General features: G+C 70.8%; 16 protein-coding genes and 1 tRNA gene. 10 read left to right on the forward strand and 7 right to left on the reverse strand.

Annotated features, from left to right (window positions below; translation table 11 throughout):
* The first annotated feature begins 70 nt into the window (after positions 1 to 70).
* From ACVUH9_RS02575 to ACVUH9_RS02615, 9 genes are all read left to right on the forward strand, one after another.
* Positions 71 to 1,183, forward strand: a complete 1,113-nt coding sequence (locus tag ACVUH9_RS02575) for a hypothetical protein (protein WP_475753639.1) — start codon at positions 71 to 73, stop codon at positions 1,181 to 1,183.
* Between the two features lie 68 nt (positions 1,184 to 1,251).
* A tRNA-Ala gene (locus ACVUH9_RS02580) sits at positions 1,252 to 1,324 on the forward strand.
* Between the two features lie 308 nt (positions 1,325 to 1,632).
* On the forward strand, positions 1,633 to 5,433 hold the full coding sequence (locus ACVUH9_RS02585) for a hypothetical protein (protein ID WP_475753641.1): 3,801 nt from the start codon (positions 1,633 to 1,635) through the stop codon (positions 5,431 to 5,433).
* Positions 5,434 to 5,826: 393 nt separating this feature from the next.
* Positions 5,827 to 6,372 carry a hypothetical protein gene (locus ACVUH9_RS02590; protein ID WP_475753643.1) on the forward strand — a complete coding sequence of 182 codons (546 nt, stop codon included), beginning with the start codon at positions 5,827 to 5,829 and terminating at the stop codon, positions 6,370 to 6,372.
* Between the two features lie 42 nt (positions 6,373 to 6,414).
* The gene (locus ACVUH9_RS02595) at positions 6,415 to 7,056 is read left to right on the forward strand and encodes a hypothetical protein (RefSeq protein ID WP_475753645.1); all 642 of its coding nucleotides are present in this window, start codon (positions 6,415 to 6,417) and stop codon (positions 7,054 to 7,056) included.
* Between the two features lie 993 nt (positions 7,057 to 8,049).
* The gene (locus ACVUH9_RS02600; RefSeq protein ID WP_475753647.1) at positions 8,050 to 8,292 is read left to right on the forward strand and encodes a type II toxin-antitoxin system HicB family antitoxin; all 243 of its coding nucleotides are present in this window, start codon (positions 8,050 to 8,052) and stop codon (positions 8,290 to 8,292) included.
* The gene (locus ACVUH9_RS02605; RefSeq protein ID WP_475753649.1) at positions 8,289 to 8,486 is read left to right on the forward strand and encodes a type II toxin-antitoxin system HicA family toxin; all 198 of its coding nucleotides are present in this window, start codon (positions 8,289 to 8,291) and stop codon (positions 8,484 to 8,486) included. The genes ACVUH9_RS02600 and ACVUH9_RS02605 overlap by 4 nt, the downstream gene beginning before the upstream one ends.
* 411 nt (positions 8,487 to 8,897) lie before the next feature.
* Complete coding sequence (locus tag ACVUH9_RS02610; protein ID WP_475753651.1) at positions 8,898 to 9,440, forward strand: RNA polymerase sigma factor; 543 nt, start codon at positions 8,898 to 8,900, stop codon at positions 9,438 to 9,440.
* Positions 9,437 to 10,273, forward strand: coding sequence for a hypothetical protein (locus ACVUH9_RS02615; protein ID WP_475753653.1), 837 nt, complete (start codon positions 9,437 to 9,439; stop codon positions 10,271 to 10,273). Before ACVUH9_RS02610 ends, ACVUH9_RS02615 begins: the two co-directional genes overlap by 4 nt.
* 334 nt (positions 10,274 to 10,607) lie before the next feature.
* Here the strand turns inward: ACVUH9_RS02615 and ACVUH9_RS02620 are convergent, their stop codons facing one another.
* The 7 genes from ACVUH9_RS02620 to ACVUH9_RS02650 all read right to left on the reverse strand — a co-directional run bounded on the left by ACVUH9_RS02620 (position 10,608) and on the right by ACVUH9_RS02650 (position 20,034).
* Positions 10,608 to 11,795, reverse strand: coding sequence for an aminotransferase class V-fold PLP-dependent enzyme (locus ACVUH9_RS02620; RefSeq protein WP_475753655.1), 1,188 nt, complete (start codon positions 11,793 to 11,795; stop codon positions 10,608 to 10,610).
* A 297-nt stretch (positions 11,796 to 12,092) separates the two neighbouring features.
* The gene (map, locus tag ACVUH9_RS02625) at positions 12,093 to 12,836 is read right to left on the reverse strand and encodes a type I methionyl aminopeptidase (protein ID WP_475753657.1); all 744 of its coding nucleotides are present in this window, start codon (positions 12,834 to 12,836) and stop codon (positions 12,093 to 12,095) included.
* Between the two features lie 25 nt (positions 12,837 to 12,861).
* Positions 12,862 to 13,302, reverse strand: coding sequence for a hemerythrin domain-containing protein (locus ACVUH9_RS02630; RefSeq protein WP_475753658.1), 441 nt, complete (start codon positions 13,300 to 13,302; stop codon positions 12,862 to 12,864).
* Positions 13,303 to 13,405: 103 nt separating this feature from the next.
* Positions 13,406 to 14,398 carry a hypothetical protein gene (locus tag ACVUH9_RS02635; RefSeq protein ID WP_475753660.1) on the reverse strand — a complete coding sequence of 331 codons (993 nt, stop codon included), beginning with the start codon at positions 14,396 to 14,398 and terminating at the stop codon, positions 13,406 to 13,408.
* A 129-nt stretch (positions 14,399 to 14,527) separates the two neighbouring features.
* Positions 14,528 to 17,218, reverse strand: coding sequence for a hypothetical protein (locus tag ACVUH9_RS02640; RefSeq protein ID WP_475753661.1), 2,691 nt, complete (start codon positions 17,216 to 17,218; stop codon positions 14,528 to 14,530).
* 36 nt (positions 17,219 to 17,254) lie between these two features.
* Positions 17,255 to 18,334: a hypothetical protein gene (locus ACVUH9_RS02645; RefSeq protein ID WP_475753663.1), complete on the reverse strand. Its 1,080-nt coding sequence runs from the start codon at positions 18,332 to 18,334 to the stop codon at positions 17,255 to 17,257.
* Between the two features lie 20 nt (positions 18,335 to 18,354).
* A complete protein-coding gene (locus tag ACVUH9_RS02650) occupies positions 18,355 to 20,034 on the reverse strand; it encodes a dicarboxylate/amino acid:cation symporter (protein ID WP_475753665.1) in 1,680 nt (559 codons plus the stop codon).
* A gap of 787 nt (positions 20,035 to 20,821) precedes the next feature.
* Between ACVUH9_RS02650 and ACVUH9_RS02655 the strand changes: the two genes are divergently transcribed.
* A complete protein-coding gene (locus ACVUH9_RS02655; protein ID WP_475753667.1) occupies positions 20,822 to 21,412 on the forward strand; it encodes a hypothetical protein in 591 nt (196 codons plus the stop codon).
* The last annotated feature ends 55 nt before the right edge of the window (positions 21,413 to 21,467 follow it).

The raw sequence follows: 21,467 nt of genomic DNA on the forward strand, positions 1-21,467 counted from the left end.
CCGGTCGCCGCGGGCGGGCGGGAGCGTGCGGCGGTCGACGCGCCTGCCCGACTCTGGGATCCTGCGCCGGATGCCCGGCGACTCCCGACCGCACGACGCGCCCGACGGGCCTGGCGCTCGCGTGCCCGCGTCCGAGGACCCACGCACCAGCGGCAGCCGGGTCGCCGCCTCGCGCGTGTCCGAGATCGTCGCCGCCGCCGAGGCGACCGCCGCCGAGTTGCAGGAGCGGGCCGAAGCCGCCGCCGCGGCCCTCCGCCACCAGGCCGAGCAGCGGGCCGACGCCCGGATCGCCGAGGCCGAGCGGGCCGCCCGCCAGCGGGTCGAGGCGGCCGAGGCCGAGGCCGACGAGCTGGTCGCCGAGGCCCGCCACTCCGCCACCCGGCTGCTCCAGAAGGCGCGGACCGAGGCCGAGAGCGAGCAGTCCGCCGCCGCGCGCGAGGCCGAGGCCCACGCCACCCGCCTGCGCGAGGAGGCCCAGCAGGAGGCGAGCGAGCGCCGCCAGCAGGCCGTCGCCGAGGCGGATCGGGTCGAGCGCGAGGCCCGCGAGCGCCGCGAGCAGGCCGAGGCCGAGGCAACCCGGCTGGAGCGGGACGCCCAGGTCCACGCAGGGCGGGTCCAGGAGGCGGCGTCGGCACGCGCGACCGCCGCCCAGCAGGCCGCAGCGGCCGAAGCGGCGCGAGTCCACCGCGAGGCCGAGGTCGAAGCGGCGACGCTCCGTCAGCAGGCCGAGGCCCAGGCCGAGCGGCTGCGCCAGGAGGCCGAGGCGGCGTCGACCGCGATGCGGACCCAGGCCGCCGAGGAGGCGCGGCGGCTGCACACCGAGGCGCGCGCGTCGCTGAGCGAGGCCGAGCGCGAGGCGGCCCGTAGCGAGGAGGACGCCCACCGCCGGGCCCAGGCGCAGCTGACCAACGCGCGCGAGGTCGCGATGGAGGTCCTCTCCGAAGGCGAGGCGCTGGCCGAGAACCTGCGCGAGCTGAGCCGCTCGCTGGACGCCAACGCCCACCGCCTGCTCGACGACGTCCGCGCGAGCCACGCCGCCCTGATCGCGACCCTCGACCGCGTCGCGCCGGACCGATCCCGCGCCCCGCAGGCCCGCCCCTCCGCCTCCGCCGAGGGCGTCCGCCGTGGCCCCCGCCCCTCCGGCCCGCCGCTCGAGCCGCCCGAGTTCCTCCGTCGCCGCTGACGAAACCGCGCCGACCCCGACCCGGCCGTCATCACTCGGCCGAGTCGTGCTAAATTTGTCGCCGCGCTGGGGCTATAGCTCAGCTGGAAGAGCGCCTGCATGGCATGCAGGAGGTCGACGGTTCGAGCCCGTCTAGCTCCACCTCAGTGCGGTACCGAAACCCCCGTCTCTGACGGGGGTTTCGTCGTTTCTGGCGACGCACGACGGCGGGTGGAGTGCCCCTTGGCCAGCGGAACCGCTGCAGCTACTAACTTCGCGGGACCCGTCGGCTCCCCGTGGAATGCTGTTGCCATGACCGCGCTCATCGGTACCGAGCTCACCGCCGTGAGGCTTCCCGCACGATTGCCCGGGGTCCGTATTGCTCGGCCGGCGGCCGCCCGTCGAGAGTCCGTCTTTCCCATCCCCAGGTCCATCGGCCTCCTAGCAACCCGCCGCCAGGTGACAAACAAATGAGCGGTCCAGGCTTCGCCACGCGCCAAGATCTGTTGCGGTGGGCAGACACGACAGGCTCCCGGGCTGCGCTCCCGAGACTGATTCGACGCCTCGTCCTGGAAACGGGCAACGCCGTAGAAGCGGTTGACTTCCCGGCCGATGAGGGCACTGCAGCCGGCGGTTGGGATGGCGTGGCGCGTACAGCGAGCACATCCACATTCGTCCCGGCAGGCCTCTCTGCGTGGGAGCTCTCAGTACAGAGTTCCTATGCCAAGGCCGATACCGACTACGCGAAGCGCAAGACCTCGCCTGATGGCGCACCTACGTCAGAAACGACGTACTGCCAGGTCATCTTGCGCCCATGGACCAAGCGTCAGGAATTTGCGAAAGCCAAGGGCAAGCAAGGCCGATGGCGAGAAGTCCGTGCCTATGGGGTTGACGATGTTCTCGCGTGGCTCGAATGTGCTCCCGCCACGCATACCTGGATCTCAGAACTGTTGGGGCTCAAGCCATTCGGCATGCAAACCGCAGCCACGTGGTGGGCGGGGTGGTCGACTGCGACGGCGCCGGAGCTATCGCCCGCGCTCGTCCTCGCCGGCCGGGACACGGCGGCGGCAAGGCTTGCAACACGGTTGGCGGAATCGAATCCGATCACAACGCTCCACGCGGAAAGTCACGAAGAGGCCTTGGCATTCATCGCGGCCACAGTGCTCGCAAAAGATGCGAGCGGAGACGGTGACCTGCTCGCGCGCACGGTGTTCGTGGACAACGTGGAAACCTGGCGTTCCCTCGCCGGCCGCGGCAAGCGCCTGATTCTCGTCGCGATGACGACCGAGGTCATCGACCAAGCCCGATCGGCCGCGAACCACTACGTGATCGTGCCGATATCCGCACCGACAGGCGCAGACGTCGACGTTCCTCCGATCGAATCGGATCAAGCGTCATCAGAGCTGAAGGCGCTTAGCGTCGACTCCGAGCGAGCCGAGCATCTTGGAACGCTCGCCAGACGCAGCCTCATTGCGTTGCGACGTCGTCTTGCGCGCAAACCAGAGCTTCACCGACCCGCATGGGCGCAGCCTCCGACGGACCGCTTTCTCCGGGGCGTGCTCCTCGTGGGCCGGGCCGCATCCGATTCGGACGGCGACCTAGCCCTGCTAGGCGGCCTCGCTGGGGTGGACGCGAACGAGGCCCGAGAGCGCCTCGACGCCCTGACCCGCGCAGAAGACTCGCTCATCGACAGCGGCGGTGGCGTATGGAGCTTGGTATCAGCAGATGACGCATGGTCGCTCTTGCAGCCTTCGTTGCGGCGGGATGACCTCGAGCGATTCAAGACTGCGGTCATGGACGTCCTGCTCGAGCCCGATCCCCTGGCCAACTTCACCGAGACAGAACGGCTTGTCGCGCAGTTCGAGGGCAAGCGACGGCAATATTCCGATTCGCTCCGTAGGGGCTTGTGTGGATCGCTCGCACTTCTCGGGACTCATGGCCGGGCCCTCGAACTCAGCAGCGGATCCACGGGTGATTCGTGGGCGGGATACGTCGTTCGTGACCTCCTGGAGACCGCCAACGGTGCCGGCGGGGCCGACGTCTGGGCAAGTCTCGCTCCATATCTGTCGCTGCTCGCGGAGGCAGCACCCGACGTATTTCTGCAAGCCGTTCGAGCAGGAACAACAGGGCCAGATCCGCTGCTCGCCGACATTTTCCGGGACAAGCATGATGGCTCAGGCCTCTTCGGTCCAACTTCGCCTCACAACGCGCTCCTGTGGGCACTTGAGGTAATAGCCTGGGATCCCCAACACTTCGGGGCAGCGGTCGAGTCTCTGGCCCGACTTGACGAAGTGGACCCCGGCGGACGCATGGGCAACCGACCCCTCGCGTCGCTGATCGAGATCTATTGTCCTTGGCGTCCGGAAACCGGGGCATCCGCGGAAAGTCGACTCAACGCGCTCGACGGCATGCGCACTCGACACGAGGCCACGGCATGGCGACTGATGCTGCAGCTCCTTCCGAAGTTCCACGGTATCCATCACCCCACAGCCTCACCGCGTTTTCGCGACTGGCGGCCGTCTCGTCGCGAAGTCTTGGTCCCTGAATACGAAGACTTCGTGAATGGCGTCGCCATTCGACTTCAGGCCGACGCCGGGACGAAAGCTGTTCGCTGGAGCGAGCTGATCGAAGCCGCGACGCATCTTTCCCCCGAGCAGCGCACCGTGATCCAGGGGGCTCTGCAGTCGCTCGCCGAAAGCGGAACCTTCCAAGGGGACGATGGCAAGACACTCTGGGACTACCTTCGCGGTTTCGTTGCGAAACATCGCGAGTTTCGGGATGCCAAATGGGCCCTACCGCCGAGTGAGCTCGAGATCCTCGCTTCAGTCACCGCCCATCTCGAACCAACAGGTGCGCGCGAAAGCGGCGCATGGCTTTTCAGCGAACATCGTCCGGACCTCGACTCCGACGAGAGACGACGGGAAGATCTCTCCGCCTACGAGCAGGAAGTCGCGCGTTTGCGCGCCGAAGTCGCCGGTCGGGTCTACCAGGAGGATGGCCTTTCGGGCATCCTCACGCTGACGTCCTCCTCGGTGGTACCAGCAGAGGTTGGCATCGGACTGGCGACGGCGACGGGAGATCAGCACGCCGACAGCATCATCCCGCTCTTGGCGTCAAGTGAGCCAGCTGAGGTCGCAATGTCGAGCGGATTCGCCTGGAAGCGATTCCGGGACGCAGGATGGCCCGCCATTGAGGCGCTGCTGAAAGACGGCGAGATCGTGTCGCCAGTCGTGATCGCGCGACTCTTGATCGCGACTCAGGATTCACGCGCTGCTTGGCAATGCGCAGAGCGGCTCGGGTCTACCGTGCTCCAAACCTTCTGGGAGCAATGGCCCGGGTACGGCGGCGTGCAGAGCGATCCAGAGGCGGTCATCGAGGGTGCACGTGGGCTCGTCTCCGTCGGGCGATGCGCGGCTGCCCTCGACCTTCTTGGTCTCGCTCTTCACAGCCGAAAGGACGATCCACAATTCGCCGAAGCCATCGTCGAGTCCCTAGACGCGATGCTCGCCCTTGACGAAGCGGATCCCGAAATCGGACGACTCCAGTCCTACACGTTCGAAAGCCTGTTCGACTACCTTGAGCGACACCGCGAATCGATAGGCACTACGGAAGTGGGCCGGCTCGAATGGGCGTACTTGGCTGCCCTCGGATTCGAGCCAGTCGTCCCTAGCCTGCACGCCGCGCTCGCTGACGACCCCAGCTTTTTCGTGGACCTAATGAAAGCCATCTACCGAAAGAGGTCGGACGAGACCTCAGGTGAGACCGCTCCGCAGAACCAAGCGGTGGCCGAGAACGGCTACCGGCTTCTCTCTACCTGGAGAACCGTCCCCGGAGTCCATGACGGGGTGCTCGATCCGGACGCGCTCGCCGGCTGGATCTCGACGGCCCTCGCCCAGCTAGGTGAGGAGGACCGCCTCGAGGTCGGCGAGATGCAGGTCGGCCAGATGCTGGCGTCAGCGCCCCCCGATGATGATGGCGTGCAACCGGCACGAACTGTACGCGACCTCCTGGAAGACCTTCAAAGCGACCGGGTTGACCGCTCGCTTGCGAGCGAGATCTACAACCGGCGCGGCATCACATCGCGAGGACTGCAGGACGGCGGAGACCAAGAGCGCGTTCTTGCCGATCGCTACGGAGCATGGGCTGCGCAGTTCGCTGACCGCTGGCCTCGAGCGGCCAGCCTCCTGCGCGGTCTCGAGGACGACTATCGAGCGGACGCTCTCAGCCAGGATATCTCTGCCGAGAAGCGCAAGCGGGGGCTCGACCGCTAGGACCAAGCGCGGGCTCGCACTCAAGCCGCTGCCTCTACTAGCGACTCCTGTTCTTCGCTTTGGGACCGCTGCCGATCGAATACCGGACGCAATGTGCTATCCGTCCCAGAGCTTGTGCCTCGCTCGGACCTTCGGGCCGTTTCGTACTTAGTTCCTGATCGCTCTCAGCGGCCAACAGCCAAGCTCGGGCATCGGAGTTTCGGTGAGCGGCACTCCCCGCTCGTCGACGATCACGTAGCGCCAAGCCTCACCCCGAGCCGTTGCCGCGCCAATACGGAGTCTGCTGTACGCCGGCCTAATCGGGTACTAGAACACCGTGGAACAGCCTGAAACTAAAAATCGAAGCTCACGCGTCCTGCGGCGTTCGTCCGCCTCGTACTGGATCATGCCCCGATGGACGGACCTACCATCGTTGCCGGGCTCTCGGTGATAGTCGCAGGCGTTACCTCAGTCGGTGCCCCCTTCATCACGGGTCGGAATCAGCGAGAGGGCGAGGAGGCACGCTTTGCGTTTGAGATCGGGCGCGCAGAACAGATAGAAATCCGCGCGCTGCTGGACGAGGGAGCCGTATGTGCGTACGAGCTAGCGCACTCCGTGGAGCGGCTTGACAGCGCCTTTGCTCGCCGTATGCAGACCGTTGGGCAGATTCGCGGGGAGGTGGCGGATCACCGCAAGACCCTGGGACACCTTCACGCGCGAATGCACGTCCGAGTGGGTCAAACGTCTGCGCCTTCCAAGCTCGATGACTTCATCGTGGCGGTGACGGCGGTCATCGACCTGATCGACGGCATTCACAACGCCGGTGAGCCACCGGAGCAGCTTCTCGAAGGCCTGACGGCGCGCAAAATGGGCTACTGGGTCGCATACTGGGACTACATCGGCGCTGCGCAAGCACTCGCAGGCATGACGACGGTGCAGTCTCGCGAGGGCCAAGTATGAGCTCTGGCTTCCGCCCGAATCGGCAACGAGTACGGCGAGAGCTTGACCTTCACGCGCGGCGCTGACGGCCGCTTCGTCGGGCGCGTCGTCAGTGCCGGCTACCCGTGCGCGCCCGCGACCTCCGCTCCGGCCTACGAGTTCTCGGGCAGCGCGCTGGAGTACGCGGACTTCCGTCCGGCCTTCAACCTCCTCGGTTCCGGGTGCCCGGCCATCGGCGGCACGGCCAACACGTTCTCGGGGCAGATCGTGGCGGGCGGTCCCGCCCGGCTCCAGATCTGTCAGCTGACCCGCCAGGGGACGCCGATCGCACCGGCGTTGCAGCGCTGCAACGCCTACGCGCGCCGCGGTCAGGCCGCCCCGACCGCAGGTCTGGCCTCGAGCGAGGTCTTCCTGCACACGCGACTGCGGACGTTGCGCTACGCGGTCTCGTGCCCGAGCGGAGCAGTGAACTGCGCGGACACGCTGCGCCTGCGACGCGGGACGACGACGGTCGGCAGCGCGCCGTTCGAGGTCCTGGCCGGACGCACCGAGCGGGTGGTCGTGGCCGTCAGCCGCGACGGACTGGAGCGCCTTCGCCGGGTCGCACGCCACAACCAGGCCCTCGTCCGGGCATCGATCGTGCGGGGCTCACGGGCGCTCACGAGCCGCGACACGTTCGTCACCCTTCGCACGCCCCGCCTCTGACGTGCCGACCGCTCCCTCTGGCGTCTACCCGCACCCAGCCCAGATCGATGCCGTTCGCCCCGCCAGGCCTCAGCGGTCACCCCGGCCGCCCCGCCTACGTCCCGGCCGCTACGCCCGCCGCCCACGGCGCTCGGACCATCACCAACCGATCGCCGCCCACGTCGCTCGCCGCACCGTCGATGACCAGGTCGGCTCGCTCGGCCGGCCGGTCGCGGTCCCAGGTAAGCCTGCTCCTGCCGGGCCCAGCGGTCCCAGTGGCCAACGTAGGCGTCGCCTTCCTCGCTGCGCCCGAGCGCCCGTCGCTGACGGACCGCCAGCGGGGCCTCGACCCAGATGGTCGCGGCCGCGAACGGGGCGATCGCCGCGGCGGCCGCGCCGACGCCCTCGAGCACGACCGTGCCGCCGGCCGGGACGGCGTGCTCCTCGGCGTAGCGGCCGGCGTGCCAGTCGTAGCGGCGGCAGGCCCCGGCGCGGCCGGCGGGCAGCGGCGCGAGGACGTCGGTGGCGGCGATCGTGATCCCCGCCTCCAGGCCGTCCCAGCCGTCGTAGAGGTCCTCAAGCTGGACGAGCGTCGCCCCCAGCTGCTCCGCCAGTCGCCGGGCGAGCGTGGTCTTGCCCGCCCCGGACCGCCCGTCGACGGCGACCACGCGCGTCTCCCCCCGCTCAGGCGCTCATCGACCACATCGACCGTGAGCAGTCGCAGACCCTCCGACCCCAGGCGACGAGCAACGACTTCGACGACTTCGTCCGCGGCAAGGAGTCGTTCGTCGTCGACGGCGCGCTGGACGCCGGGAAGGCGTCCGAGGACTTCTTCAAGGGCGTCCTCGACGACGAGGACTTCCGTCAGCGCACGACGTACCTCGCGATGCGGGTGCTGTACGACCGATACCGCGACGAGGGTGCTGCGTCGGTAGTGGGTGGCTGAGCCGCGCCCACTGGGCTCTCCACATCCATCAGCTCCGACGACGGCCGGACCGCGAGTACAATCGCCCCATGGCCGACCAGCTCGATCTCACGATCGTCTATGAGCCCCCCGAGGACGGCTGGATCGTCGCGACGATCCCGAAGCTCCCGGGGGTGCACAGCCAGGGGCGTACGCGGGCAGAAGCCCGCGAGATGGTCCTCTCGGCGCTGAACGACTGGCTGCGGTTCTATGTCGAGGACCAAGCCGGCACCCAAGGCTCGGTACCTGCCGGAGCCGACGCCGAGCCCGTGCACCTCACGTTCGCCGCGTGAAGCGCCGCGACCTCGAACGACACCGCAAGGCCCACGGCTGCCGCCTCGACCGTGAAGGGTCGCAGCACTCGTGGTGGGCCGCAGCAGCCGGGCGGCCACGCACCGCTCTCCCCCGCCACCGTGAGATCGCCCCCGGCCTCGCGCGCAAGATCTGCCGCGACCTGGGAGTACCACCGCCCAGCGGTTCCCGCTAGGCCTCGCAGCCGCGTCGCACGCGAACGACTTTTCCCTGCAGGGTCGCCCAGGCATTCCTGCCCCGAGGTGCCTGAATCGCCCGGAAACGGCGAGGATCGAAGGCGATCCCCTTCTTGGAGTGATCGGAGCGAGTCCCCAGAATCCCTGCAAGCGCCGCGTCCTACCCCGATTCGCGCGAGCAGAGCTGGCGCATCGCATGCAGGAGGTCGACGGTTCGAGCCCGTCTAGCTCGCGCGGCCATCGATCTCGACGCTCGTCGGTCACGCTTGGGGGCAGACCCCTTGCCGAGGCGACGCCCCCAACAGCGATGAGTACCCGGCACCTCCCCCAATCGCACCGCGATCGCCCTCTTCCACACGCTGGGCGCAACTCGTTGTCACAACTTCTGCAGTGCGCAGTAGAGGAAAGCAATGGCCCCGCACCCACCCACCGACGCGGCGCTCCTCCAGAGCGACGACCGGGCCGACTTCGGCTCGTTCTACGAACGGCACATCGACGTCGTCGTCGCGTTCTTCGCGCGCCGCACGAGCCGGTCCGATCAGGTCTTCGACCTCGTCGCCGAGACGTTCGCCCGCGCCCTCGCCCGCCGCGCACAGTTCGACCCCACGCGGGGCCCCGCGATCGCCTGGCTGCTCGGAATCGCCCGCAACCTCCTCATCGACACGATCAAGGCCGGACGAATCGCCGCCGACGCCCGCCGGCGCCTGCAGATGCAGCCCGTCCCGCTCGACGACCCGCGACTGGCCGCCATCGACCGCCGCACCAACATCGACCTCGAAGCGCTCCTGAGTCGCTTGCCGGCCGACCAGCGTGACGCCGTGCGCCGGCGGATCGTCGACGAAGAGCCCTATCCCGATATCGCCGAGCGCATCGGTTGCTCCGAGCACGTCGTCCGTCAACGCGTCTCTCGCGGGCTCGCCACGCTTCGCCGCACCGTCAAGGAGCCCACATGAGCCGCCCCACCGACCCCTTCGACGAGCTGCGGGATCAGCTCGAGCACGCCCACGACACCGGTCTGGACCGGTCGACCAGCGACCGGCGGCACCAGCGACCCAACCGGTGGCGACCGTCGCGGTTTGGCGCGCTCGCCGTCGTGGCCGTCCTCGTCACCGGCACCGCCGTGGCCGCGACCGCGCCCTGGAACCCGACGATCGGCGGCGACCACGGCACCGACTCGCCGACCCGTGCCGGCGGGGACGTCCCCGCAGACCAGACGGCTGCACTCGGCGTGCTCCGCAGAGCGCAGACCGACGCGGACCGCAGTCCCGCGGTGCTCCGGGCCCTCCGCACCGTCAGCTCCCGCGTCGGCTCGGGCCTGCACGTCGAAGGGATCCGTCTGCTGCGGGAGCGCCCGCACGAGAGCGTCCTGCTTCTCCCGTTCCGTCGTGTCGGCCCCGCCGAGGACCCCAAGCACCAGATCCACGAGGGGCTCTGCGTCTACTCGGCTGTCATCGAGGACGACACCGCGCCGCCGCGCACCGTGACGTCCGGCACCGTATCGATCCCCGCACCCACGCCCATATCCGGCGCCTCCTGCGGAACCCTGACCGACGTCAAGCGCGGCCGGGTCTCGAGACTCGTACCCGACGGTGTCGCCCGCGTCCGAGTCGTCTTGCCCACCGGCAAGCTCCTCACCGTCGACGTCACGGACAACTACTACGAGCTCCCGATCGACCTCGCACCGAAGGACGGGGGCCCGGCCGCGGACCCGGCGACCCTGGTCTGGCTCGACGCCGACGGGCGCACCGTCGCCCAGACCGACCGCGAACGACCAGGTCGCTCATGACCAGCTCGCACCGCTCGGACGCGGCCGTCGTTCGGGCGCTCTGACCGCCCCGGGAACGCGGCGCACGACGCCGGCAACGGCCGGTCGTTCGGCGTGATCGCACGACTCCTACGACAACACGTGATGGTGTCTGGGTGAGCAACCACGCCTACCACCCGAACCGTTGAAACCTCGAGCGAGACGAGGTGCGCAGCCTTCGGGCTCGCCCGGGCACGCGCGGTAGGTGCCGGTGGCCCCGGGTGAGCGACGACCGGATCCGACTCCATGAGCTCCGCCAGCACCCCGCCGCCCGGTTCCGGCGCGGCCGGGCGTTCAGCGGAGCGCCGTCGACGGGCTAGGTCGACGCGAGCTTGCCCAGCGCCACGCCGAGCGCCGCGACGTCGGCGCTGTCGTTGTAGCCGTGCAGCGACACACGGATCCCGCCGACACGGGACCCGACGACGATGCCGTGCTCCTCCGCCAGCTGGGCCTGGACCGCCGCGACGTCCCGCGTCGGGTGGCGGATCGAGACGATGTGATCGCTCGCGCCGGGCGTCCCCACCGGGCGATAGGGCGTCCAACCGTGCGGGGCGACCGTCGCGACGAGCTCCTCGGCCAGCGCGCGGGCGTGCTCCGCCATCACCGACATGCCCACGTCGGTGAGCATCGCGATCGAGGCGCTCAGCCCCGCGGCCGAGCTGTAGGCGATCGTCGAGAGCTCGAACTTGCGGGCGTCGGGTGCCAGCTTCAGCGCTTGGGGCTGGAAGTCGAAGGGGTGCTCGGTGCCCTTCCAGCCAACGATCTGCGGCGTCTGCTGCAGCAGGTCGTCGCCGACGGCCAGGAGCGCGACGCCGCCGTGGGTCGAGAGCCACTTGTAGCCGCTGGACACCAACGCGTCGGCGCCCCACTCGCGCATGCTCACCGGCGCGGCACCCGCGAGCTGCGTGACGTCGACGATCACCCGCGCCCCGACCTCGCGCGCCCGCGCGACCACCGCGGCGACGTCGACCCGCGTACCGGTGGCGTACTGCACCGCGCTGAAGCAGACGACGGTGGTGCGCTCGCCGATCGCGTCGACGAGCGACTCGGTCAGCTCCTCGTCGGGCCGGTCCTCGGCCCACGTGACGGCCATCCCGAGCCGCGCCTGGGCGTTCAGCCACGGGTAGGTGACGCTCGGGAAGTCCGAGGCGACGAGCACGACCTCGCCCTCGGGCGCGGCGAGCATCGCCGCGAGCTGGCCGAGCCCCTCGCTCGCACCGCCGACGATCGCGATCGAGTGCGGCGCCGCGTCGAGCAGCACCGCGCCGGCCGCCCGCACGTCGTCGAGGATCCCGGCCTCGGCCTCGTCGGACAGCCGCACGTTGCCGTGCTGGGCGACGTCCTGGAGCAGGCGGACCATCGCCTCCGTCGTCGCCTCCGGGATCAGCCCGAGCGACGCCTGGTTGAGGTAGACGCACTCTCGCAGCGTCGGGTACTGCTCACGGGCGAGAACCGGGCCGGTCCTGCGGTCGTCCGTAGGGACGGGTTGCGAGCGCTGATCCATGGTGTGGACCTCAGGGGCGCGTCGTCGTCAGTCCGGGTACGTCGCGCGATCGTCCGGGGGTTCGCCACCGTTCGGCGACCCGCCGACATCTATACCAGGCACCGCTCGTCGCGCACGTCGAAGCGCAACGCGCAGCAGGTCCTTCCGGGGAGCTCGATGCCGGGAGCAGCAGGAGGGTGCCCGACTCCAGGGGCGGGAACTCCCGTTCGCCTCGCTCTGACACGGCGACGGCCGACGGCCTCGCGACCCTCGACCAGGTCGAGCCGGTCGGCGACCCGACGGTCTCGGTACTTACAACTAGGCTGCGGTCAGCACCCGACCGCCGCGCCGGCGGACGACCACGGTGTGCTCGACGTGCGCCGAGAGCGAGCCGTCGGCGGTGGCGATCGTCCAGCCGTCGTCGCGGGTGACGAGCTCGCGGGTGCCGAGGCCGATCATCGGCTCGATCGCCAGCACGAGGCCGTCGTGCAGGCGCTGCCGGACGTGCGGCTCGTGGACGTTGGAGACGTGGGGCGGCTCGTGCATCGTGCGACCGACGCCGTGGCCGCCGAATTGGGTGTAGACGGTCGCGCCCGCGGCACGCGCGGCCTGCTCGGTCGCGCGGCCGATCAACCGCAGCGGATCGCCCGCCCGAGCGGCGCGCACGGCCCCGGCCAGGCAGCGGTTGGCCGTCGCCAGCAGCGCGGCGGCCGCCGGGCTCGGCTTGCCGACCGGGACGGTGACGGCGGCGTCGGCGCAGAAGCCGTCGAGCAGCGGGGTCACGTCGAGGGTGACCAGGTCGCCCTCGCGCAGGACCCGGCCGCCGGGCACGCCGTGGACGACCTCCTCGTTGACCGAGATGCAGGTCGTCCCCGGGAACCCGACCAGCTCGGCCGGGCCGGAGGTCGCACCCGCCCGGCGGAACGCGCGGGCGGCGATCGCGTCGAGCGCGCCCGTGGTGATCCCCGGCGTCACGGCGGCCCGCATCTCGGCGAGCACCTCGGCCACCAGCGCGCCGACCCGCTCCATCGCTTCCAGCTCTTCGGGCGTCTCGATGGTCATGGGGACATTCTGACGGTCGTGGCGCTCAGCCCACGGTCTCGGCGCGCTCGAGCTCTGCAGCCAGGCGCGCAAGGCGGTCAGGCGACAGCGCTTCCTCGATCAGCGGGAGCAACTCGCGCTCCTCGACCCGCACGTGCTCCGCGAGGCGGCGGCCAAGGACCTGGAGCGCTTCGACATCGGGCACCGTGCGCTCGAGCACCTCGCGGCCTCGGCGCCGCAGCTCGACGTGGTCGCAGAGGATCTGGGCGACGAGCGGGACATGCGGGTCGGCAACCTCGGCGAAGGCGGGCAGCAGCACCTGCTCCTCCAGCTCGAAGTGCCGTGCTCCGTGCGAGGCCCAGTAGTCACCGAAGGCCGCGCGTGCCGCCTCGGCACCGGTTGCGTCGGCACGCCGAAGCTGCTGGGCCACGAACAGGGCCTGGTGGTGGTCGTGCGAGAGCGAGACCAAGGCGGGGTTGCGCTGCATCCGCTCGATCCTCCCACGCCCGGACGGCTTCGCGGGCCGCATCCGGTGGGGCGCCAGCCGAGGCCGCGGCCGGCAACCCGCGACCGCACCCCCGCAGACCACTTCAGCCCGCTGCGGGCGCCGTCACCGGATCGACCGGCCGAGCCCCGCGGGTCCGCGCGCCGAACGGCCACGGATCCATCAGCAGGTCTCGGTACGCACCCGAGGAGCCCCAGACGAGCAGGACGACGAGCGTCCCGTAGATCGGCAGGTGGCCGAGCAGCTCGACGCTGCCGAAGAAGAACAGCGTCAGGTTGAACGGGATCCCGATCGCGATCACCCCTACCTGCGGCAGGGCGCCGGAGATCACCAGCAGCCCGAAGAGGATCTCGATCGCCCCGGCGACCCGCGTGAACTGCAGGTCGGTCGTGCCCAGGCCCAGCTCGGCGAAGACGTTGAAGTGCGGGTTCGCCTGCAGGAACTTCAACGCCAGATCCGGCTGGGCGAGCTTCTCGTTGAACGCGACGAGGATCAGGGTGCAGCCGACGGCGACGCGCAGGACCCACGCCGCCCGCGCGATCCGCTCCGGGGTCAGGACCGGCGCCCGCCCGGCCTCGTCGTCCGCGGACCAGCGACCGCTGCCGGTGAACAGCAGGAACGCGGCAACGCCGAACAGGTCGAACCGCTGGGCGATGTCGAGCACCCCGAACTCGAGCATCCCGATCGGCCCGGCGGCGATCAGCAGCCACGCGGCGACCTTGGTGTGCCAGCCCGCGAAGACCAGCACCGCCACGACCGCCATCACCGCCCCGAGCAGCACCCCGGGAAGGTCCCAGGCCAACGGCATCGTCGGCGAGAGGTAGTAGCCCAGCGACAGCAGGCCGATCAACGACACGCCCAGGTGGATGCGCATCACGAACGGCATCCAGTCCGACAGCGCGGCGATCCTGGGTATGTCGACGCCCGACCGCCAGTGCCGCGCGATCACCCGGGCGAGCACCGTCAACACGACGGCGACGGCCAGCATCACGAGCGTCGCCGTCTGGGTCACGAACCCCCAATCGGCGCCGACATCGTCGTGGACGAACCAGGTCTCATGCGCCAGGATTGGTTTCACGGCCGGAGCGTAGACCACTAACCGCCGGGAGGATCGCGGCGCATGCGCATGGCCATCGACTCGACGGGCGAGCGAGAGGCGCCGCGGCCCCGAGGAATCACTCCCCCGGGGCCGCCCTCCCCTACTGCCCTACTTCGTGACCTTGATCGCCCCACCCGAGGCGGACGCCGACGCGAAGCGGGCGTCGCCCGGCCAGCTGATCGTGACCTTCCAGGTGCCCTTGGCGAGCTTCGGCACGTTGACCGTGAGCACCCCGCGCGAGAGCCGGCCGGTGAGGGTCTTGGTGATCGCGCCCTTCTTGAGCTTGACCGTCACCTTGCCGGCGACCGCCGAGGCGCCCTTCGGCACGCTGATCGTGACCTTGTACTTGCCGCCCTTGCGCTGGGTCGGGGCCTTGACGACCGTGCCCTTGACCTTGCTGATCTTCGCGAGCGCGGTCTTGGCCGGCCCCGAGGGGATCGGGCCCGGCTTCGGCGTCGGCGTGACGTTCGGCGTCGGGTCCGGCGTCACGATCGGCGTCGTCGGCTGGTCCGGGGCCGGCGAGACCGTGAGCCGGCCCGTGTCCGTGAACGCGGCGAGCTCGTCGTCGCCGGCGTAGGACACCGCGTAGTCGTACGTTCCCGCGCCCAGGGTCGGGAGCGTGAACGTGGCGCTGCCGCCGGAGACCGAGGCCGACGCCGAGCCGACGACCGTGCCGTCCTGCTTCAGGACGAGCGAGAGGGCGCCGGTCGGCGCGAACCCGTAGTCGTCGGCGATCGCGACGGTGACCTTGGGCGCGTTGCCGGCGGTGACGGTCTCGGCCGTCAGCGTGCGGCGGGACGGCACGCCGTCCGGCAGGCCGCTGAAGAACACGTCGAGCGCGTGGACCGCGGCGATGCCGCCGACGACGGTGTTCGGGTCGGTGGCCACGCCCCACCGGGCCAGCAGCGTGGACTTGCGCGTCTGCGCGACGTTCCAGGCGCCGACGACCGTCCGGAGATCGGCGATCCGCGTCTCGTCACGCGGCGTCGTCGTCTCGGCGGTGATCAGGGCGGCCTTGGCCGCGCTGACGTTCGCGGGTGCCGGCGAGCCGAGCGCGGCGAGCGCGGTCGACAGCGCCTGCGGGCTGATGACGACGGGGCCACCGCTGACGACGGCCACCGAGGCCGGGGTCGAGCCGGCGGCGGGCGTGTAGGTCACCTTCGCCGTGTCGGCGGGGACGAGGTACTGGGCGTCGTCCGTCTCGGTCGCCGTGTTCGGGTACAGCGTGGCCGGGTCCGTCCGCCAGGTGAGGTCCTGCACCTGCGCGTTGATCGTCCCCCAGATCGGGGCATCGAGCGGGATCGTCGTCGCGAGGCCGAGCTGGTTGGGCTGCGGCTTCGTCAGGAACCACTGCGACATGTACTCCGCGTAGCCGCCGTCGCCCTTGTTGATGATCCACTGCCGCTTGACCCCGTTGCCGGAGGCGTTGCCCCGGTACCCGAGGACGAAGGGCACCTGCAGCTTGCGGGCGGAGGACTGCGCGACGTCCGCGCGGCCACCGGGGAAGTAGGTGACGTCCGAGCCGTACTCCGTCTTGATGTTCTTGAGGTACGTGTTGACGAGGTCCCCGTAGAGGAAGCTCGGGTTCGCGCGGTCGATCTTCGTGCCGTTGCGCGGGGTGTAGTCCTGGGTGTTGCGCGTCTGGAGCGGGTTGACCGCGCTGGTCGTGGTGCCGCCGACGAGGCCGCCGTCGAGCACGGTGTCGAAGTTGTAGACCGTGGCGTCGTTGTCCGCCGCGTTCTCGTTCGTGGCGGGCAGCACCGGCCGCGTGTTCGGGCACCAGGTGCCACCGAACAGGAGCGGCGCGCTCTCGTCGGGGCCGACGTTCTCCAGCAGGTCGACGAGCTGCGGGTAGGTGATCTGCTTGACGCGCCACCCGGCCTGGGCGTCGGCGTCGCCGAGGACCGGCACGTCGCGGCCCTGGCTGACCTGGGTCGTCTGGGCGAGGTGCTTCGCGTTCGCCTCGTGCTTCCACCACGAGAACTCGCTGATCGTGGCGAGGTTGGCGCCGCCGACGACGCCGATCGCCTTCGTCACGTCCTCCTTGGCCGCGGCGGTGCTCGGCTGGTCGGAGAGGTTCGTCCAGGCGAGGATCCGCGCCTCCTGGCCGGCGCGCTGCCCGTCCTTGTCGTAGACGAGGAAGAAGCTGTCCTGGACGTCCGCCGGGGCCGCCGCCGCGCCGCCCACGTAGTCGTAGAGCGCGCCGGGCTTCTGGTCGACCTCGGTCCCGCCGGCGTCGTGGCTGATGCTCGCGTCGTCGGCGACGTCGACGGTCGCGTTCTTGGTGTCCGGCAGGTTGCGGGTGATCTTGAGGCCGTTGCCGAGCGACTCGCCGACGAGCGCCGACCAGGCCTTCCCGTAGATCGCCTGCGACGGCGCGGCCAGCGAGGTGATGCCCGCGGGCTTGCGGATGTCGAGGTTGGGCTCGACGGTGCTCCCGACCACGGCGTTGCCCGACAGGTTCGGGTTGAACCAGTAGACGGTCTTGGCGCCGGCGGCCTTCGCGGCGGCCTCGGCGTCCTGTGCACGTGCGCGGAACGTCGTGTCCGTCGCCGGGTCGCCGATCAGGATCGCGAGCCGGCCCTCCTGCCGCAGCAGCCACTGGAAGCGGTCGAAGGTGATGGGCTCGATGGCGGGGTCGGCGTCCGTCGCCGGCAGACCGAGCTCGCGCTGCAGGTAGCCCGCGGTCGTGTACTTCGTGGTGGACGCGGCGTCGGCGGCCGGAGCCGCAGCGAACGTCACGACCGCGGCGGCGGCGAGCGCGCCGATCGATCGTGGCCGGAGGCGAGGGATGTTCATCGTCGTTCTTTCGTTGTCGGGGGGATCAGAGGAGGACTAGGCGGTCGGCCGCAGGAAGCTGCGGCGGCCGATGCCGAACAGGAAGCCGAGACCGGCGATCGCGAAGAGCGCCGCGAGGATGCCGATGCCGGCCGGGCGCGTATCGCCAGCGCTGCTACCGGATCCGGTGTCGCTGACGAGCTTGTACTGCGGCGTTCCGTCCGCGGCCGGGGTCGCGCCGTTGCCGTTCGCGCCTTCCGCGCCGTTCGCGGCCGGTGCACCAGCGGTGGCGGCCCCCGCGCCGGCGGCGGCCGGTGTCGCGGCTCCGGCGGCGGCCGTCGTGGTCGCGTCGCCGCGGCCCTTCGCGTGGGCCGCGGCGGGCGCCTTCGCGGTCGTCGTGGCGCCGGCGGTGGTCGTGGTCCCGTTCGAGCGTCCGGCCTTCGCACCGGCGCCGGCCCCGGCCGCCGCCGAGCCGGTGCTCTTCGCGCCCGTCTTGTGGGTCGTGGCTGCGGCGCCCGAGGAGGTCTTGGGCTTCGACGTCGTCTTGGTCGCGGTCCTCGAGCCACCGTTCGGCTTCCCGGCGCTCGGCGTCTTGGACGTCGCCGTCGTCTTGGGCGTGGACGTCGTGGTCGGGGCGCTGGCCGCCGGGCCCGAGGCCGCGGCCCCCGCGCCGGCGGCGCCCGCCGAGGAGCCCCCGCCCGACGAGCCGCTGCCGGACGAGCCGCTGCCCGAGGAGCCCGTGCCGGTCGACGGCGTGGTCGTGCTGCCGCCACCCGAGGGCGAGGATCCGCCCTGCTGCTGCTTGAGCCAGGTCTGGTACGAGCTGATCCGGTCCCACTCGCTCCAGCGCGCCGTCTTGACGAGGGTGCCGTCGCCGTCGTAGTACTGGATCTGGCTCTCGGCGAAGTCGTACTGCACGTTCGGGATCGGCGTGCAGGCGTGATCGTCGTAGCCCGGCAGCGTGTCCTCGCCGTCGGTGTAGGTCTGGCCGTCGATCTTGATCGAGATCGGGGCGGGGTTCTTGGCCGGGTTCGTGATGTCCGCGGCCTGCGCGGCAGGCGCGATCGCCAGGGAGATCACGGCAGCGCCGAGGGCGAGCCTGGGCGACCGCGACCAGCGGATGGGAGAGGAGGTCACTGGGGGTTCCTTTTGCTGTCTCAGGTGAGGCTGGGCTGGCGGTCGGCCGGGGCGGGCGCGACATCGGGGTCGGCGGCGAGCGAGAGCTCGGTCGTCCCCCAGAAGACGCGGGGCAGCGGTTCGTGGGCCGCGGTCGGTGCGGACCAGACCGGGACCGGGATGTCCGGGGACGGACCGGCGGGCGCGCTGGCGTAGGTGGGCACCGAGGCCGGAGGCACCGCCGGGTACGTCGCCGTCGGGGCCTCGGCCGGTGGCACCGCGGCGTAGGTCGCCGTCAGGGCGGCCGCCGGCGGGAAGCCGGAGTACGTCGGTGCCGGGGCCGGAGGCGCGACGACGGCTCCGGACGCGGCGCCGGAGGCCAGGGGCGCCTCCTCGACGTACGCCGCTCGTCCCGCGAAGATCTCGTCGTCGAGCAGGTTCGTCTGCCGCGCCACCAGCGTGGCGCTGACGGCCGCCGCGGTCACGTTCGTCGACGTGCGGGCCATGTCCGCGATCACGCCGATCGGGATCGTCGCCGCCACGAACTCGAGCGGCAGGCCGGCCGCGGAGAGGACGGTGGCGGCGGACACGGTCGCGGCGCCGGGCACACCCGCCACCCCCACCGAGACGACGACGCTCAGGGCCGCGAGCATCGCGTAGTCCCCGACGGAGTACGAGAGCCCGTAGGCGTTGATGCCCCAGATCGCGATCAGGACCGGCCAGATGCCGGCGCAGCCGGGCATGCCGATGGTCGTCCCGAGCGGCGCGGTGAAGTGCGCGATCTCGGGGTGGACGCCGACCTCGTGGGTCAGCTGGCGGGTCGTCACCGGCAGCGATCCGACGCTGCTCTGGGTGCTGAACGCGATCAGCTGGGCCGGGAAGATCTTGCGGAAGAACGCGATCACCGGGACCCGGCCGACCGCCGCGAGCAGCGCGCCGTTGAAGACGTAGGTGTGGATCAGGCAGGCGACCCAGACGAGCGCCAGGAGCCCGGCGAGCGACGTGAAGGTGTCGCCGAGGTTCGAGCTGCTGCCGACCATGTCGGCGGTCAGCGCGACGATCGCGTACGGCGTCAGTCGGATGACGTAGCCGACGGCCTTGAAGATGACGAGCTTGAGCGCCTCGGTGCCGACGGCGAACGGCCGGGCCTTCTCGGGCTCCTTCTCGGCCAGCGCGAGGTACGCCACCGCGAGCGTGACCGCGATCAGGATGATCGGGATGATGTCGTTGGCGCCGAAGTTGCCGACGACGTTGGTCGGGAAGAAGCCGACGACCACGTCGCCGAAGCCCTGCACCTGACCTTGGATGGTGTCGGTCGAGAGCGAGCCGAGCGCGTGGTGCACGCCGCTTCCCGGCTGGAGCGCCAGCCCGAGCCCGAGGGCGACGGCGACGGCCAGGGCGTTGCTGAAGAGCAGCCAGGAGACCGAGCGCAGGCCGATGCTGCGCAGCTTCGCGAGGCTGCCGAGCGAGGTGATCGAGGCGATGATCGACACCAGGATCAGCGGGGCGACCGTCGCCAGCAGCACGTTGATGTAGATGTGGCCGATCGGCTTGATCGCGTCGAGGTGCTCCCCCGCGAGGAGGCCGATCGGGACCCCGATCGCGAGCGCGAAGATCGCGATCAGGCTGAAGTTGATCTGCCGCTTGCGCAGCCACCAGATGGCGGCCCAGCTGACCGCAATCGCGGCGAGTGGGCCGAGTGTCGACCAGTTTGGATTCATCGTGCTCTCAACCGTGCTTAGGGGGTGCGCCAGGGATGCGCCGCACAAAACTACCCTAAGTTGATCCGATTTACCGAATTCAACGGATCACACATTCGGCCAGCGGCCACGAGAGGCCCCGAAAAGGCCGTCGTGGCGGCGGATCCCGCCTCCGAGATCGGGATCCGCGAGGTCGCAGCGTCGCGCCGAATCGCCCCCCAACGAGCGGGCCCGCGACGCGGCCGAGGCGCGTCAGGCGGGGCGTCAGGGGGCGCGTCAGGCGGCGCTTCAGGCGGCGCGAGGGGAGCGGCGGAAGGGGAGCGGCGAGGGCAGGTGGGTCAGGCGGCGCGTACGACGGAAGGGGAGCGGCGGGAGGGGAGCGGCGGGAGGGGAACGGCGGAAGCGGAACGGCGAGGGCAGGCGGGGTCAGGCGGGGTCAGGACGCGTCGCCCGTGTCGTTCTGGGGTCTTCTTGCGTCGCTATCCGACGCGAAACGACTCCGGAGCGTCGGGCCCGACGCGTCCTGACGCCAGAAGCGACAGGCCGGTCGTGCCCTGGGGTCAGAACGCGTCGCCCACCACACCCCGACCCGCGGATTCGACCCCGCGAACGGAGCAACCCCGCCCGCGACGACACCCAGGTCGAGGCGAGTGCCCGGCACGAGGCGCGGCCACCCGCGAGGAGGACCCGATACCGGGCACTACCCCGCGGCGGGCGACGCGGCGGAGGCCAACGCCCCACCGCAGCGCGAGCAGAAGGCGGCATCAGAAGCGTTCACCGCAGAGCAGCGACTACAGCGACCGGCGACGTGCTGCTCGGCCGCAGCGAGCTGGCGGTCGAGCTCGGTGAGCTCGGCGTCGACGGCGCGCAGCTCCGCCGCGTGCCGGGTCAGCACGTCGAGGCGGAACTGCCCCGCGTTGGCCATCTCGGCGGCCAGGCCGCCGAGGTCGAACGTGAGCGTGGCCACGGCACGCGCGACCGCCTCACGTCGCGCGCGCAGCGCGGTGAGATCGTCAACGGTCATCTGGGGGCCTTCGGGGTCGTGGACGGCGCCGATGCCGGCGCGTCGGTGGAGGCGGAGGGATCGGCGGAGGCCGGCGGATCGACTGTGGCCGACGGATCAGCGAAACCCGGTGGATCGGCAGAAGCAGGCGGATCGGCCGAAGCCGGCGGATCGGCCGAAGCCGGCGGATCGGCGGACGCGGGCGCAGCGGTCGAGGCGGACGGGTCGGCAGAAGCCGGCGGGCCAGCGAAAGCCGACGCGGCGGAGGCCGGATCAGCGGGGGCCGACGCAGGCGCACCGGTCGACGCGGCCCGGGCCGTCGACGGCGACGGCGACGCAGCACCGCCCGCGCCCTCGACGCGGACGACCGGCGTCGCGGTTGGCCCGTCGCGGTGATCGGCGAACCAGCGGCCGACGAGTAGGCCGACGACCAGCGCGACCAGAACCACCG

The sequence above is a fragment of the Patulibacter ginsengiterrae genome (assembly GCF_056269115.1).

Coding starts and splice junctions, on each gene's coding strand:
- ACVUH9_RS02630 (WP_475753658.1), bottom strand. CDS start 13,302: ATGCAGCGCAACCCCGCCTTGGTCTCGCTCTCGCACGACCACCACCAG.
- ACVUH9_RS02575 (WP_475753639.1), top strand. CDS start 71: ATGCCCGGCGACTCCCGACCGCACGACGCGCCCGACGGGCCTGGCGCT.
- ACVUH9_RS02620 (WP_475753655.1), bottom strand. CDS start 11,795: ATGGATCAGCGCTCGCAACCCGTCCCTACGGACGACCGCAGGACCGGC.
- ACVUH9_RS02590 (WP_475753643.1), top strand. CDS start 5,827: ATGGACGGACCTACCATCGTTGCCGGGCTCTCGGTGATAGTCGCAGGC.
- ACVUH9_RS02610 (WP_475753651.1), top strand. CDS start 8,898: ATGGCCCCGCACCCACCCACCGACGCGGCGCTCCTCCAGAGCGACGAC.
- ACVUH9_RS02650 (WP_475753665.1), bottom strand. CDS start 20,034: ATGAATCCAAACTGGTCGACACTCGGCCCACTCGCCGCGATTGCGGTC.
- ACVUH9_RS02585 (WP_475753641.1), top strand. CDS start 1,633: ATGAGCGGTCCAGGCTTCGCCACGCGCCAAGATCTGTTGCGGTGGGCA.
- map (WP_475753657.1), bottom strand. CDS start 12,836: ATGACCATCGAGACGCCCGAAGAGCTGGAAGCGATGGAGCGGGTCGGC.
- ACVUH9_RS02640 (WP_475753661.1), bottom strand. CDS start 17,218: ATGAACATCCCTCGCCTCCGGCCACGATCGATCGGCGCGCTCGCCGCC.
- ACVUH9_RS02615 (WP_475753653.1), top strand. CDS start 9,437: ATGAGCCGCCCCACCGACCCCTTCGACGAGCTGCGGGATCAGCTCGAG.
- ACVUH9_RS02600 (WP_475753647.1), top strand. CDS start 8,050: ATGGCCGACCAGCTCGATCTCACGATCGTCTATGAGCCCCCCGAGGAC.